The sequence below is a fragment of the Streptomyces sp. NPDC052020 genome, assembly GCF_040680575.1.
Classification (GTDB): Bacteria; Actinomycetota; Actinomycetes; order Streptomycetales; family Streptomycetaceae; genus Streptomyces.
Map to the genome: position 1 here is coordinate 109,454 of NZ_JBFAWY010000019.1, position 13,906 is coordinate 123,359.

General features: G+C 71.8%; 13 protein-coding genes. 2 read left to right on the forward strand and 11 right to left on the reverse strand.

Annotated features, from left to right (window positions below; all coding sequences use genetic code 11):
* Positions 1–37: 37 nt before the first annotated feature.
* Together mqnP and AB0L74_RS20945 are read right to left on the reverse strand one after the other, a co-directional pair.
* Positions 38–940: a menaquinone biosynthesis prenyltransferase MqnP gene (gene mqnP / locus AB0L74_RS20940; RefSeq protein WP_365654209.1), complete on the reverse strand. Its 903-nt coding sequence runs from the start codon at positions 938–940 to the stop codon at positions 38–40.
* Positions 937–2,394, reverse strand: coding sequence for a menaquinone biosynthesis decarboxylase (locus tag AB0L74_RS20945; protein WP_365654212.1), 1,458 nt, complete (start codon positions 2,392–2,394; stop codon positions 937–939). The genes mqnP and AB0L74_RS20945 overlap by 4 nt, the downstream gene beginning before the upstream one ends.
* A gap of 86 nt (positions 2,395–2,480) precedes the next feature.
* On the opposite strand from AB0L74_RS20945, the gene AB0L74_RS20950 reads away from it, so the two are divergent.
* Positions 2,481–2,852, forward strand: a complete 372-nt coding sequence (locus AB0L74_RS20950) for a PLD nuclease N-terminal domain-containing protein (RefSeq protein WP_365654215.1) — start codon at positions 2,481–2,483, stop codon at positions 2,850–2,852.
* Positions 2,853–2,942: 90 nt separating this feature from the next.
* Here AB0L74_RS20950 and AB0L74_RS20955 read toward each other — a convergent pair whose 3' ends face one another.
* Positions 2,943–4,484, reverse strand: a complete 1,542-nt coding sequence (locus AB0L74_RS20955; protein ID WP_365654218.1) for a carboxylesterase/lipase family protein — start codon at positions 4,482–4,484, stop codon at positions 2,943–2,945.
* Positions 4,485–4,733: 249 nt separating this feature from the next.
* On the opposite strand from AB0L74_RS20955, the gene AB0L74_RS20960 reads away from it, so the two are divergent.
* Positions 4,734–5,498: a MerR family transcriptional regulator gene (locus AB0L74_RS20960; protein WP_365654286.1), complete on the forward strand. Its 765-nt coding sequence runs from the start codon at positions 4,734–4,736 to the stop codon at positions 5,496–5,498.
* Here AB0L74_RS20960 and AB0L74_RS20965 read toward each other — a convergent pair.
* The 8 genes from AB0L74_RS20965 to hemL form a co-directional block, all read right to left on the reverse strand.
* A complete protein-coding gene (locus AB0L74_RS20965) occupies positions 5,470–5,904 on the reverse strand; it encodes a hypothetical protein (protein ID WP_365654221.1) in 435 nt (144 codons plus the stop codon). The two genes, AB0L74_RS20960 and AB0L74_RS20965, sit on opposite strands and share 29 nt — an antisense overlap.
* A gap of 121 nt (positions 5,905–6,025) precedes the next feature.
* A complete protein-coding gene (gene ccsB, locus AB0L74_RS20970) occupies positions 6,026–7,036 on the reverse strand; it encodes a c-type cytochrome biogenesis protein CcsB (RefSeq protein ID WP_365654288.1) in 1,011 nt (336 codons plus the stop codon).
* Positions 7,037–7,134: 98 nt separating this feature from the next.
* Complete coding sequence (locus AB0L74_RS20975; protein ID WP_365654224.1) at positions 7,135–8,883, reverse strand: cytochrome c biogenesis protein ResB; 1,749 nt, start codon at positions 8,881–8,883, stop codon at positions 7,135–7,137.
* On the reverse strand, positions 8,883–9,653 hold the full coding sequence (locus tag AB0L74_RS20980) for a cytochrome c biogenesis protein CcdA (protein ID WP_365654226.1): 771 nt from the start codon (positions 9,651–9,653) through the stop codon (positions 8,883–8,885). The genes AB0L74_RS20975 and AB0L74_RS20980 overlap by 1 nt, the downstream gene beginning before the upstream one ends.
* Before the next feature lies 1 nt (position 9,654).
* Complete coding sequence (locus AB0L74_RS20985) at positions 9,655–10,287, reverse strand: TlpA disulfide reductase family protein (protein ID WP_365654229.1); 633 nt, start codon at positions 10,285–10,287, stop codon at positions 9,655–9,657.
* 66 nt (positions 10,288–10,353) lie between these two features.
* Positions 10,354–11,568, reverse strand: coding sequence for a hypothetical protein (locus tag AB0L74_RS20990; protein WP_365654291.1), 1,215 nt, complete (start codon positions 11,566–11,568; stop codon positions 10,354–10,356).
* Positions 11,569–11,856: 288 nt separating this feature from the next.
* Positions 11,857–12,546, reverse strand: a complete 690-nt coding sequence (locus AB0L74_RS20995) for a histidine phosphatase family protein (protein ID WP_365654232.1) — start codon at positions 12,544–12,546, stop codon at positions 11,857–11,859.
* The gene (hemL, locus tag AB0L74_RS21000) at positions 12,543–13,859 is read right to left on the reverse strand and encodes a glutamate-1-semialdehyde 2,1-aminomutase (RefSeq protein WP_365654234.1); all 1,317 of its coding nucleotides are present in this window, start codon (positions 13,857–13,859) and stop codon (positions 12,543–12,545) included. The genes AB0L74_RS20995 and hemL overlap by 4 nt, the downstream gene beginning before the upstream one ends.
* Positions 13,860–13,906 lie beyond the last annotated feature (47 nt).

Here is a 13,906-nt window from a genome sequence, read left to right on the forward strand (position 1 = left end):
CGGACCGGCCTGCGCACGCCTGCGGTGCGCCGCCCGGTCAGACGGTCAGACCGCGCACCAGGAGATCCAGCAGCGCGCACACGAACAGGGCAATGCCGATGAATCCGTTGACGGAGAAGAAGGCCCGGTTCAGGCGGGACAGGTCGTGCGGGCGCACGATGGAGTGCTCGTAGACGAAGGCGCCGGCGACGATCAGCAAGCCGAGCCAGAAGAAGACCCCGGCGCCGGTGGCGAGGGCGTACCAGACGAACAGGGCGGTGGTGACGGTGTGGCAGGCGCGGGCGCCCCGGATCGCGGCCGGGATGCCGAACCGGGCCGGGACCGACTTCACGCCGATCTCCCGGTCGGTCTCGACGTCCTGGCAGGCGTAGATCAGGTCGAAGCCGCCGATCCAGACGCCGACCGCGAGGCCGAGGATCACCGCGTCCCAGGACCACTCGCCGGTGACGGCCAGCCAGCCGCCGATGGGGCCCATGGCCTGGGCGAGACCCAGGATGGCCTGCGGGAAGTTCGTGAACCGCTTGCCGTAGGGGTAGACCACCATCGGGATCACCGCGACGGGGGCGAGGGCGAGGCAGAGCGGGTTGAGCAGGGCCGCCGCGCCCAGGAAGACGGCGAGCGCGATCAGGGCGCCGGTCCAGGCGTGCTTGACCGACATCGCGCCGGTGACCAGCTCGCGGTGGGCGGTGCGCGGGTTGCGGGCGTCGATCTCGCGGTCGATGATCCGGTTGACGGCCATGGCGAAGGTGCGCAGGCCCACCATGCAGACGGTGACCAGCAGCAGCCTGCCCCAGTGGATGTTCCCGTCCCACTGGTGCATCGCGGTGAGGGTGGCGATGTAGGCGAAGGGCAGCGCGAAGACCGAGTGCTCGATCATGACCAGGCGCAGGAACGCCTTGGTGCGACCCGGCTGCGGGATCGCCGCGGAAGCCGAACTCACAGGCCGTACTCCTTCCAGCGGCGGCTGACCTTGGCCGCCGTCTCGGGGTCGGACTCCACCATGTCGGGCCAGCCGCCGTCGCGCGTATAGCCCTCCTCGGGCCACTTCTTCGTGGCGTCGATGCCCGCCTTGCCGCCCCAGAACTGCTGGTAGGAGGCGTGGTCCAGGTGGTCGACGGGGCCTTCGACGACGGTGAGGTCCCGGGCGTAGTCCGTGTTGCCGAGCGCGCGCCAGGCGACTTCGTGCAGGTCGTGCACGTCGCAGTCGCTGTCCACGACGACGATCAGCTTGGTGAGGGACATCATGTGGGCGCCCCAGATGGCGTGCATGACCTTCTGGGCGTGCTTGGGGTACTTCTTGTCGATCGAGACGATCGCGCAGTTGTGGAAGCCGCCGGCCTCGGGCAGGTGGTAGTCCACGATGTCCGGGACGATGATCTTGAGCAGGGGGAGGAAGAAACGTTCGGTCGCGCGGCCGAGCGGGCCGTCCTCCGTCGGGGGCCGGCCGACGACGATCGACTGGAGCAGCGGGCGCTTGCGCATGGTCACGCAGTCGATGGTGAGCGCCGGGAAGGGCTCCTGCGGGGTGTAGAAGCCGGTGTGGTCGCCGAACGGCCCCTCGGGCAGCATCTCGCCGGGCTCCAGCCAGCCCTCCAGCACGACCTCCGCCTGCGCCGGGACCTGGAGCGGGACCGTCTTGCAGTCGACCATCTCGATCCGCTTGCCGGCGACGAAACCGGCGAACAGGTACTCGTCGATGTCGCCGGGGAGCGGGGCGGTGGAGGCGTAGGTCACGGCGGGCGGGCAGCCGAAGGCGATGGCGACCGGCAGGCGCTCGCCGCGCCGGGCCGCCACCTGGTAGTGGTTGCGGCTGTCCTTGTGGATCTGCCAGTGCATGCCGATGGTGCGCTTGTCGTGGCGCTGGAGGCGGTAGAGCCCGAGGTTGCGGATGCCCGTCTCGGGGTCCTTGGTGTGGGTCAGGCCCAGGTTGAAGAAGGAGCCGCCGTCCTTGGGCCAGGTGAACAGGGCGGGCAGCTTCTCCAGGTCGACGTCGTCGCCGGTGAGGACGACCTCCTGCACGGGCGCGCTGTCGGACTTCACCTTCTTCGGCGGTACGTGCGTCATCGCGCCGAGCTTGCCGAACGCCTCGCGCACGCCGACGAAGCCGTGCGGCAGCTCGGGCTTCAGCAGCCCGCCGATCTTGTCGGAGATGTCGCCGTACGACTTCAGCCCGAGCGCCTTCAGCAGCCGCCGGTCGGTGCCGAAGACGTTCATCGCCAGCGGCATCGACGAGCCCTTCACGTTCTCGAAGAGCAGGGCGGGGCCGCCGGCCTTGTTCACCCGGTCGACGATCTCCCCGACCTCCAGATACGGGTCGACCTCGGCCTTGATGCGCTTGAGGTCCCCCTCGCGCTCCAGTGCCCTGAGCAGGGAGCGAAGATCGTCGTAAGCCATGGGGTCCAGTATCCCCGAGCGGTTACCCTGACCCTGTACCCGGGGGCCGTGCCCCCGGCCCCGACGACCTTCGCTGGAGAGGCCCCATGCTCCGGGTGCTGATGTTCCTCGTGCCGCTGGCGTTGAGCGTCTACGCGTTCATCGACTGCATCAGCACGAAGGACGAGGACGTCCGTCACATCCCCAAGCCGCTGTGGGCGATCCTCGTGCTGCTGTTCCCGCTGGTGGGCTCGATTTCCTGGATCATCGCCGGCAAGCGGCGCAGCCCGGCCGCCGAGGGCTGGTCCGGTGTGCGGGGCGCCACCGCCCGGTCCCGCCAGTGGGTCGCGCCCGACGACAACCCCGAGTTCCTGAAGTCCCTCGGCGAGGAGAAGCAGAGGGACGGGGACGGCGACGGAGACAGGGACAGGGACACGGGCGAGGACCGGGACCCGGGCGAGGGGCCCAGGGGCGGCTGACGCCGGTCCCGCCGGATCCCGGTCCGGGCGTCCGGGAAGGGCAGCGGGGGCGCGCGGGGCGTCTGCGCTGCCCTTCCGCGTGGTCGCGGGCTACCGGGTCGCGGAGGCGGTGGGAGCGTCCCACAGGTCGCACTTGTGGTCCTGCGGGAAGGTGGTGCCCGAGGTGATCGCCTCGGGGGCGAGGGTCTGGACCTTGGGGAAGAGGGGCCAGCGCGGCGCGTCGGCGGCGTACGGGATGCCGGTCTTCGCGAAGTTGGTCCAGTAGCCGAGCATCCGGTCCGCCAGGGCGTTCTGGGCGGGGGTGCCGGTGACGCCGCCGAAGACGTACCGGATCTCCGAGCCGTGCGGGGCGCCGAGCGGGAAGCCGACCGGCAGGTTCAGGTAGTCCATGGCGTGGCGGTCGGCGAACTCGTACTGGTAGGACCGGACGTGTTCGGCCATCAGGCCGGCCGCGCGGGACTGGGGGCAGGCGAACTGGGAGTCGGTGAGGATCGCGCCCAGGGCCTCGGCGGGGGTGCCGTGGTCCGCCAGCGGGTAGCGGGCGAGGATCGCGTCGGCCCGGGCGCCGTAGAGGGCGCGGACGGCCACCGGGTAGCCGGCGGCGGTCAGTTGCCGGCCGGCCAGGTCGTAGGTGGTCGCCACGGTCAGCCGGCCCTCGTCGGCGGTGGTGCCCTGGAGGACGGGGACCCGGTGGAACCGGCCGCTCGCCAGCGCCTCGGTCACCTGGAGCGGCAGGACCTTGCCGTCGACGTTGGGGACCCAGCGGGCGGTGGGGCTCAGCGCGGCGCCGAGCAGCTCGGCGGCCGGCTTGGCGCGCAGGCAGGCCACGTCCGCGCAGCCCAGGGTGGTCGCCCAGGCCGTGCCGTTGCGCTGCTGGGAGTCCTGGGTGGGCAGGGTGAACGCGCAGCCGGACTGGGCGATGGCCCGGTCGAACAGGCCGAGCGCGCGGGGCGAGACCAGGTGCTGGCAGACGCTGCCGCCGCCCGCCGACTCGCCGAAGACCGTCACGTTGCCGGGGTCGCCGCCGAACGCGGCGATGTTGTCCCGGACCCAGCGCAGGGCGGCCTGCTGGTCGAGCAGGCCGTAGTTGCCGGAGACGCCCTGGGCGGACTCGGCGGCCAGGCCCGGGTGGGCGAAGTAGCCGAAGGCGCCGAGGCGGTAGTTGAGGTGGACGGCGACCACGTCGCCGCGCGCGGCCAGTTTGCCGCCGTCGTAGAACGATCCGGAGCCGACGGTGAAGCCGCCGCCGTGGATCCACACCATCACCGGACGCTTGAGCACCGAGCGCTGGGCGGGCGCGTGGACGTTGAGGTAGAGGCAGTCCTCGCTGGGGGTGCCGGGTCCGGCCAGGTCGCCCCACGGGGTGGAGGACGGGCCCTGCATACAGGGGTTGCCCGGCGCGGTGGCGTCCCGGACGCCGGTCCAGCTCGCGGGCGGGGCCGGCGGCTTCCACCGCCGCTCGCCGGTGGGCGGCGCGGCGTAGGGGATGCCGAGGTAGGCGTGGGCGGTCTCCCCCGCCTTCCCCCGCACCTGGCCGTACCGGGTGGTGACGACCGGCCCCTCGGCCGCCGCGGCGGGAACGGCGGACAGGCCGACGGCCGACAGCAGCAGGGCGCCCGACAGCACCACCATGCGACGCGTCCATGACAATACTGAGCGTATGGGGACCCTGGCCAGACTTGGTGCGAGCGGACCGGACATCGGCACCTCCGTACGGAAGGGTGGGGGGCAACGGTCAACCGCAGTGTCGGCGACCGCCGGGCGCCCGGCATCGCGTAAACCACCAGCCTTCCGCTCCGGACCGTGCCGCGACCCGATTCCTTCCCAGCCGGTGACGATGACGATGACGACGAAGACGACGAAGACGACGACGGCACGACGATGACGACGACGAACGAGCGGCGCCTCCGCTCCGTGGACCTGGCCCGCCTGGCCGGCGTCTCGACCCAGCAGATCCGCAACTACGAGGACGCGGGCGTCCTGCCGCCGGCCGGCCGCACCGCGTCCGGCTACCGCGTCTTCCGCGAGGCGCACCGCCGCGCCCTGCTCACCTTCCGGGCGCTGCTGCGGGGGTACGGTCCGGTCACCGCGGCGCGGATCATGCGGGCGGTCCACGCGGGCGACGTACCGGGCGCCCTCGCCCTCGTGGACGCCGCGCACGCCGCCCTGCACGAGGAGCGCCTGTCGCTGCGGGCCGCGCGCCGGGCCCTGGAAGCCCTGGCGGCGCGGGACCCCGGGCCGCTGCCCCGCGCGGACCTGCGCATCGGGGAGGTGGCCGGGCTGCTGGGCGTACGCACGTCCGCGCTGCGGGTGTGGGAGGCGGCCGGGCTCCTCACGCCCCGCCGCGAGCGGGGCACCGGGTACCGGGTGTACGGCCCGGCCGACGTCCGCGACGCCCGTCTGATCCACATCCTGCGCCGCGGCCACCACCCGCTGGACCAGATCCGGCCCGTCCTGGAGGAGCTGCGCCACGAGGGCGGCAGCGCGGCCCTGGGGTCGGCCCTCACCGCGCGCGGGGAGGCGCTCACCGCCCGTACGCGCGCCATGCTGGACGGGGCGGGGAGCCTGTACGGCTACCTCGCCCACCTCGACGGCTCCGGGCCCGCCGCGGACGGCCCTACGGGCCCGGTTCCAGCAGCTCGATGAGCCGCTCGAACCGGGCCCGCCAGCGCTGCTCGGACTCCCGCTCGTCCTGGAACTCGTGAGTGAAGCGGAGCGCCGCGCCGTCCTCCCCGTCCCGCTCCAGGTGGAAGCGGACGCGCCCGCCCTCGACCGTGTACTCGGCGACCCGGTCCACGTCCCACGCGGTGATCCGCCCGGCCCCGACCCCGCGCAGCGCGACCGCACCGCCGAGCCGGGGTTCCAGCACGTCGGCCGGGGTGTACCAGGCGGCCAGCCCCACCTCGGTGGCCAGCGCGGGCCAGACCTTCTCCATGGGCCGGGGAAGCCGCACCAGGAAGTGCAGGATGTGCGTGTTCCCGTGGGTCTGGCTGATGCCCTGTTCGACGCGTCCGGTCCGCGCCCCGGCCTTCGATCCGGTCTTTCCGGTCATGACACCAGCGTGACTCCGTACCGGGCGCCGTGCACGCGGCCAGGGAGGACCGGTGCACACGGCGAAGGCCGGTTCCCGTGACCCAGGTCACGGAAACCGGCCTTCGCGGTACGTCCGTCGGTCACACGCCCGCGTAGGAGTGCTTGCCGGAGACGAAGATGTTCACGCCGTAGTAGTTGAACAGCCAGCAGCCGAAGGCGAGCAGCGCCAGGTAGGCGGCCTTGCGGCCCTTCCAGCCGGCGGTGGCGCGGGCGTGCAGGTAGCAGGCGTAGGCGACCCAGGTGATGAAGGACCAGACCTCCTTGGGGTCCCAGCCCCAGTAGCGGCCCCAGGCGTCGCCCGCCCAGATGGCGCCCGCGATGATCGTGAACGTCCACAGCGGGAAGACGGCGGCGTTGACGCGGTAGGCGAACTTGTCCAGGGAGGCGGCGGCGGGCAGCCGGTCCAGCACGGAGTTGGCGAACCGGCCCGGGGTGCCGCCGGAGGCGAGCTTGTTCTCGAAGCTGTCCTTGAACAGGTAGAGGATCGTGGCCACCGCGCCGACGTAGAAGACCGCGCCGCAGAAGATCGCCGTGGAGACGTGGATGTACAGCCAGTACGAGTGCAGCGCGGGCACGAGCTGGTCGCTGGCGGTGTACAGGACGGTGACGGCGAGACCGAGGTCGAGCAGGACCGTGGTGGTCAGCGGCAGGCCGAGCCAGCGGACGTTCTTCTTCAGGGCGAGCAGTGCGAGGTACACACCGACGGCGACCGTGGTGAAGGTGATGTTGAACTCGTACATGTTGCCCCACGGCGCCCGCCGCACCGACAGGGCCCGCGCGAGCACGCCGCCGAACTCCACGAGGAAGGCGAGGGCGGTGAGGGAGATGGCGATCCGCCCGTAGAGGTCACCCTTCTCGGTCCCGCCGTGCGCGCCCGGCCCGTCGGGCACGTCCCGGGCGCCGGCCGTGGCCCGGACGACGACCTGGGGCCGCTCCAGTACGGCGGTGGAGCCGGCCTTCCGCGCGGTCACGGCCGGGGCCTCGGACCGGGCGGGGGCGGTGAGCGCGGCGGCGGTGCGGCCGACCTTGCTGCGGCTGCCGAAGAGCCACTCCGCGATGTAGGCGAAGAAGGCCAGGGTGTAGACGGCCATCGCGGAGTAGATCAGCACATTGCTGATGTTCGCGAGGTTCTCGTTGGTCGCGGCGGCCAGCTCGGTCGCGGCGGCGAGATCGGGTGCGGCGGCGAGAGTCACTTCTTCTCAGCCCTCTCGGCAGGTACGGCTGCGGGGTCGGGGGTGTCCGGGGGACCGGACCGGGGGGAGGGGTCGGGTTCGGGGGCGCCGGGAGCCCGCTCGTACAGGATCCCGGCGAGTTCGCCGAGCTCCTCGGGCACCTTGGCGGACTCGCTGCGGCCGAGGCCGGCCATCTCGACGACGGTGACGCCGTCGGCGCCCTTGACGGCCCGCACCCACACCCGGCGGCGCTGGATGAACAGGGAGCCGGCGAGGCCGAAGATGGCGGCGACGGCACCGGCGAGCGCCCAGCCGCTGGCGGGCTGGCGGGTGATCTGGAAGCCCGCCCACTCCTTGACGCCCTCGAAGGTGACCGAGCCGGCCCCGTCCGGGAGGGTCATGGTCTGGCCGATCGCGAGCTGCTTCTTGAACAGCTTCCCGTCGGAGTCCTTGAACTCCTTCAGGTTCTTCTTGTCGAGCTGGTAGACGCTCTGCGGGATGCCCGAGTCGACGCCGAGGTCGCCGTGGTAGGCGGAGAGCGCCAGCATCGGGTTGATCAGCGCGGGGAACCGGGACAGCATCGTCGTCCCCTTCCCGCCGTAGGCCGGCAGGAAGTGGGCGTTGAAGCCGAGCTGCTCCTTCTTCCCCTCGGCGTTGCGGTAGCCGTCCATCACCTTGACGGCGCCGGAGGAGGTGACGTTGGCGTCCAGCGGCAGCAGCGGGACGGCCTCGCGGTCCATGACCACGTTGCCCCTGCCGTCCCTGACGGTGAGGACGGGCGCGTAGCCGTGGCTGACGAGGTAGACCTTCGATCCGTCGATCTTCAGCGGCTCGTTCACCTTGACGGTGGTCTGCTTCTCCTCGCCGTAGGCGCCGACGCTGTAGGTGACGTCCGCCTCGTAGGTGCGCGGGGTGCCGCGGTTGGGCCCGGTCGCCTCGTAGGTGCCCTTGAAGTCCTTCAGGACGAAGCTGAACGGCTCCAGGTCGTCGGGCGTGAACAGGGTGCCGGACTTCTGGTCGTCGTACTGGGTGAGGGTGTTGGAGAAGCCGTCGCCCTCCAGGATCAGCTTGTTGCCCTCGAACTTGAACAGCTGCCCCCAGGCGAAGGCGACCAGCATCACGATCAGCGCGATGTGGAAGACGAGGTTGCCCACCTCGCGCAGGTAGCCCTTCTCGGCGGCGACGGCGTCACCGGCGGCGTGGGCGCGGAAGCGGCGCTTCTTCAGCAGGGCGAGCGCGGCCTCGCGGACCTGCTCGGGCTCGGCCTCGGTGCGCCAGGTGGTGTAGGCGGGCAGCCGGGTCAGGCGCTTGGGGGCCTTCGGCGGGCGGCCGCGCAGCTGGCCGACGAACTGCCAGGTGCGCGGCACGATGCAGCCGATGAGGGAGACGAACAGCAGGATGTAGATCGCGGAGAACCACACCGAGCTGTAGACGTGGAAGAGGCCGAGCTTGTCGTAGATCGGGGCGAGGGTCTCGTGCCGCTGCCGGAAGTCCTCGACCTGGGTGGCGTCGATGCCGGTCTGCGGGATCAGCGACCCCGGGATGGCGCCCAGCGACAGCAGCAGGAGCAGCAGCAGCGCCACCCGCATCGAGGTGAGCTGCCGCCAGAACCAGCGGGCCCAGCCGATGACGCCCAGGGCGGGCATGCTGGGCGCGTCCTCCGCGGGTGCCGTGGACAGCTGCGAGCCGGCGGCGCCCAGGTCCTGGTCCTCGGCGCCGCCCGGGGACGTGCCGGCCGGGGACGTGTCGGTCGTGGTCTTGCTCATCAGATCCCCACACTGAAGCCGTTGGACCAGGTCTGCATGGACTGCACGATGCCGTCCCAGGCGCCGGTCAGCAGCAGCAGACCGGTCGCGATCATCATCGTGCCGCCGACGCGCATCACCCAGTCGTAGTGGCGTTTGACCCAGCCGAAGGCGCCGAGGGCCTTGCGGAAGGCCACCGCGGCGAGCACGAAGGGCAGACCGAGGCCCAGGCAGTAGGCGACGGTCAGGATCGCGCCGCGCCCGGCGGTGCCCTGCTCGGAGGAGAGCATCAGCACGGACGACAGGGTGGGGCCGATGCACGGCGTCCAGCCGATGCCGAACAGCGCCCCCAGCAGGGGGGCGCCGACCAGCCCGCTCACGGGCCGCTTGTGCAGGCGGAACTCGCGCTGGGTGAGCCAGGGCATCAGGCCCATGAAGAAGACGCCCATGAGGATCATGAGGACGCCCAGGACCTTCGTCAGGACGCCCCGGTTGGCCTGGAGCGTCTCCCCGAAGAAACCGAACAGCGCGCCGCTGGAGACGAACACGGCCGTGAAACCGAGGACGAAGAGCGAGGCGCCGGCGACCATCCGGCCGCGCCGCGCCTCGGCGAGGTCGGTGCCGGTGACCCCGGTCACGTAGGACAGGTAGCCGGGGACCAGGGGCAGGACGCACGGCGAGAAGAAGGAGACGAGGCCGCCGAGGAGGGCGATGGGCAGGGCCACCAGCAGGGCGCCGTTGAGCACCGTGCCGTTGTAGCCGGTCGCCGCGAGCGTGGAGAGCGCGCTCACGTCACTTCTCCGCCAGGACCGGTTCGAGCATCGAGCGCAGCTTCTCCTCGCTGAGTGCCTGGAGGGTGCGCGCGGCGATCTTCCCGTCCCGGTCGATGACGAGCGTGGACGGGATGGCCTGCGGGTTGAGCGTGCCCTTCTCGAAGCGGAGCATCAGCTTGCCCGTCGGGTCGTACAGGCTCGGGTAGGTGACCCCGTACTCCTTCTCGAAGGCCCGGGCCGGGCCGGTGGAGGTGTCGCGGGTGTTGATGCCGACGAACTGGACGCCCTGGTCCTTGACGTCCTCGTAGACCTTCTGGAAGTTCTTCGCCTCGGCGCGGCAGGGCGGGCACCAGGAGCCCCACACGTTGAGGACGACGACCTTGCCCTGGTAGTCGTCGACGTCGAGCTGCTTGCCGTCGACGGTCTCGCCGGACAGGTCGGGGGCGTCGGCCCGCTCGCCCTTGTCGACCGTGGCGATGCCGTCGGAGCCGGTGATGAAGTGGGTGTCGCCGCCTCCGCCGGAGGTCCCACCGGACCCGCACGCGGAGACGAGCAGCGCGGCCACGGCGGCACCGGCACCGAGGGCGGCACGGCGGCGGACACGGGCGGTGGCGCGGTTCGAGCGCAGGGAAGCGCGGCTGGCGGCACTCATGTGAAAAGTTTCGCATGTCCGTTCCGGGGATCTTTCGCACCCCCCTCGCGCGCGGAAACCCGCATTTCAGAGCCGCTTCCACCCGGCGGCCGGCGCCTGTCCCACATCAAGGGTGCGCCACTTCGCCAGCAGCTGGGGCCGCTGGACGTCCAGCCAGTCGGTGAACTGCCGGAAGGAGACCAGCCGGATGTCCCCGCCCTTCTCCCGCTCCCGCGCGATGTGCTTCAGGGCCTGTTCCACGGCGTCCATGTAGATGCCGCCGTTCCACTCCTCGAAATGGTTGCCGATGAAGAAAGGTGCCCTGTTTGTCTCGTATGCCCGCTTGAAGCCGGAGATGTACGCCTGCGCCGACTGTTCCCGCCATCCGGGGTGGTTGTGGGCGGGCGCCTTGGTGGAGTTGAGCGACTGGTTGGCGAGCATGTTGTAGTCCATCGAGAGCACCTCGAAGGAACGCCCGGGGAAAGGTATCTGCTGCAACGGCAGGTCCCAGATCCCCCGCCGCTTGACCGGCCAGACCTGGCGGCCGCCGGGCGAGGAGGCGTCGTAGCGCCAGCCGAGCTCGCGGGCGACGGGCAGCAGGTTCTCCTGGCCGAGCAGGCAGGGCGTGCGGCCGCCGGCGAGTTCCTTGTCGTAGTCGAACGGGAGGGGCGGCAGGTCGGTCCAGCCGGTGTGGGTCCGCCACCGCCGCACGAAGGACTTCGCCTGCTCGATCTCGCTGCGCCACTGCCGCGGGGTCCAGTGGGCGACGCTGCCCCGCCCGGCGCAGAAGTGCCCGTTGAAGTGGGTGCCGATCTCGTGCCCCTCCAGCCAGGCCCGGCGGACGCACGTCAGGGTGTCCTTGATGTGCGCGTCGGTGAGGTAGCCGATGTCGGAGGCGCCGCGCGGATTGTTCGGCGGGTCGTACAGCCGCTTCTTCGACTCGGGCAGCAGGTACAGGCCCGAGAGGAAGAAGGTCATGTGCGCGCCGTGCTCCTTGGCGAGGTCCAAAAAGCGCGGGAAGAGGCCGTTGCCGACCTCGCCGGCCCCGTCCCAGGAGAAGACGACGAACTGCGGCGGGGCCTGACCCGGCTCCAGCGGCACCGGCGGCTCCGGCTGGTGGGGCTGCTTGCCGGTGTACGCCGTGGAACCGTCGCCGAGGGGCCGGGCGGGCGGCGGGGTACCGCCGGACGCCGACGGCCGGCCGCCGGAACCGCCGGCGTGCCGGGTGCCGTCCGTCACCGTGCGGGAGCCGCAGCCGGTCAGTCCGGCGGCGGCCGCGGCGCCCGCGCCGAGCCCGAGCATTCCCCTGCGGGAGAGAGTGCGCATCGCATCCCCGTTCGTCACGTCCTCTGGTGGTCACCCAGTCAGAGGACGTGACGGAAGGGGAGGTTCCGGAAATCCGTGCGATTTACGAATATGCGTGCGGAATGTGTACGGACGACCCGGAAGAACGCGGGGACCGGCCGCCTGGGGCGGAGACCGGCGGCGGATCACCAGGCGGTGACGGAGACCGGTCGACGGATCACCTGGCCGGGCTGGTGGCCGCCCGGCGGAGGCCACTCGCGCGGGTGGCGGCCCCCGGCCGGGGGATCACGCCCCGTACGCCTTGCCCTGCCCCTTGGCGGGCCTGGCGCCCGCCAGCAGGTGGGCGGGGACGAGGTCGCGGGCGGGCTCCGTGTAGCCGACGGACACGATCCGGTCGCCCTGGTACGTGAACGACGTCAGCGACGCGAGCGTGCACTGCCGCTTGCGCGGGTCGTGCCAGAGCCGGCGGCGCTCGACGTACGACCGCACGATCCAGATCGGCAGCTGGTGGCTGACCAGCACCGCCTCATGGCCGCGGGCCCGGTCCTTGGCCGCGTCCAGCGCGCCCATCATGCGCACCACCTGGTCGACGTACGGCTCGCCCCACGACGGCCGGAACGGGTTGACCAGATGCTTCCAGTTCTCCGGCCGGCGCAGCGCGCCGTCCCCGACGCCGAACGTCTTGCCCTGGAAGACGTTGTCGGCCTCGATGAGCCGCTCGTCGGTGGCCAGGTCCAGTCCGTGCGCCTTGGCGATCGGCGTCGCCGTCTCCTGCGCCCGCTCCAGCGGGGAGGCGACGACGTAGGTGATATCGCGGGGGGCGAGGTGCTCGGCGACCCGGTCGGCCATGCGCCGGCCCAGCTCGGACAGGTGGTAGCCGGGCAGGCGGCCGTACAGCACACCGGTGGGGTTCTCCACCTCGCCGTGCCGCATCAGGTGGACGACGGTGATGTCGCCGCCGGCGGTGCCGCTCATGCGGTCGCCTCCGCCGCCGCCCGCGCCGCCGCCGGAAGCGCGTCGGCGATCCGCTGGACCGCCCGCTCGTCGTGCGCGGTGGACACGAACCAGGACTCGAAGGCCGACGGCGGCAGGTAGACGCCCCGCGCGAGCATCGCGTGGAAGAAGGCGTTGAAGCGGAACGCCTCCTGCGTCTTGGCGTCCGCGTAGTTCCGCACCGGCCGGTCGGTGAAGAAGACGGAGAACATGTTGGAGGCGGTCTGCACCGTGTGCGCCACGCCCTCCTTGCTCAGCGCCTCGGTGACCAGGGCCTGGATCTGCGCGGAGACGGCGTTGACCCTGTCGTACGCCGCGTCGTCGAGCAGGCGGAGCTGGGCCAGGCCGGCGGCGGTGGCGACCGGGTTCCCGGAGAGGGTGCCGGCCTGGTAGACGGGGCCGGCCGGGGCCAGGTGCGCCATCACGTCGGCGCGCCCGCCGAAGGCCGCGGCCGGGAAGCCGCCGCCCATCACCTTGCCGAAGGTCATCAGGTCGGGGACGACCCCGTCGACGCCGAACCACCCGGCGCGGCTGGTCCGGAACCCGGTCATGACCTCGTCGGAGATGTACAGCGCGCCGTTCTCGGCGCACAGGTCCTTCAGCCCCTGGTTGAAGCCGGGCAGCGGCGGTACGACGCCCATGTTGCCCGGCGACGCCTCGGTGATCACGCAGGCGATCTCACCGGGGTGGGCGGCGAAGGCGGCCCGCACCGCGTCGAGGTCGTTGTAGGGCAGCACGATGGTGTCGCCGGCCTGCGCGCCCGTCACGCCCGGGGTGTCCGGCAGGGCGAAGGTGGCGACACCGGAACCGGCCGCGGCGAGCAGCGAGTCGACGTGCCCGTGGTAGCAGCCGGCGAACTTGACCACCTTGGACCGCTGGGTGAAGCCGCGGGCCAGCCGGATCGCCGACATGGTCGCCTCGGTGCCGCTGGAGACCAGCCGCACCTGCTCCAGCGGCGCGACCCGGCCCGTCATCTCCTCGGCGAGCGCGACCTCGCCCTCACCGGGCGTGCCGAAGGAGGTGCCGCGCGCGACCGCCTCCTGCACGGCGGCGATCACCTCGGGGTGCGCGTGGCCGAGGATCATCGGACCCCAGGAGCAGACGAGGTCGACGTACTCCCGCCCGTCGGCGTCGGTCAGATACGGCCCGGTGCCGGACACCATGAACCGGGGCGTGCCGCCCACGGCGCGGAAGGCCCGCACCGGGGAGTTCACGCCGCCGGGCGTGACGGCCGCCGCACGGTCGAACAGAGCCTGCGAGGCTGGGGCTTCGTATGGATATGCCAGATCGCTCATGACCTGCGACTTCTCCGACCTTCTCCGTCGTGCTTCTCGGGCTTCTC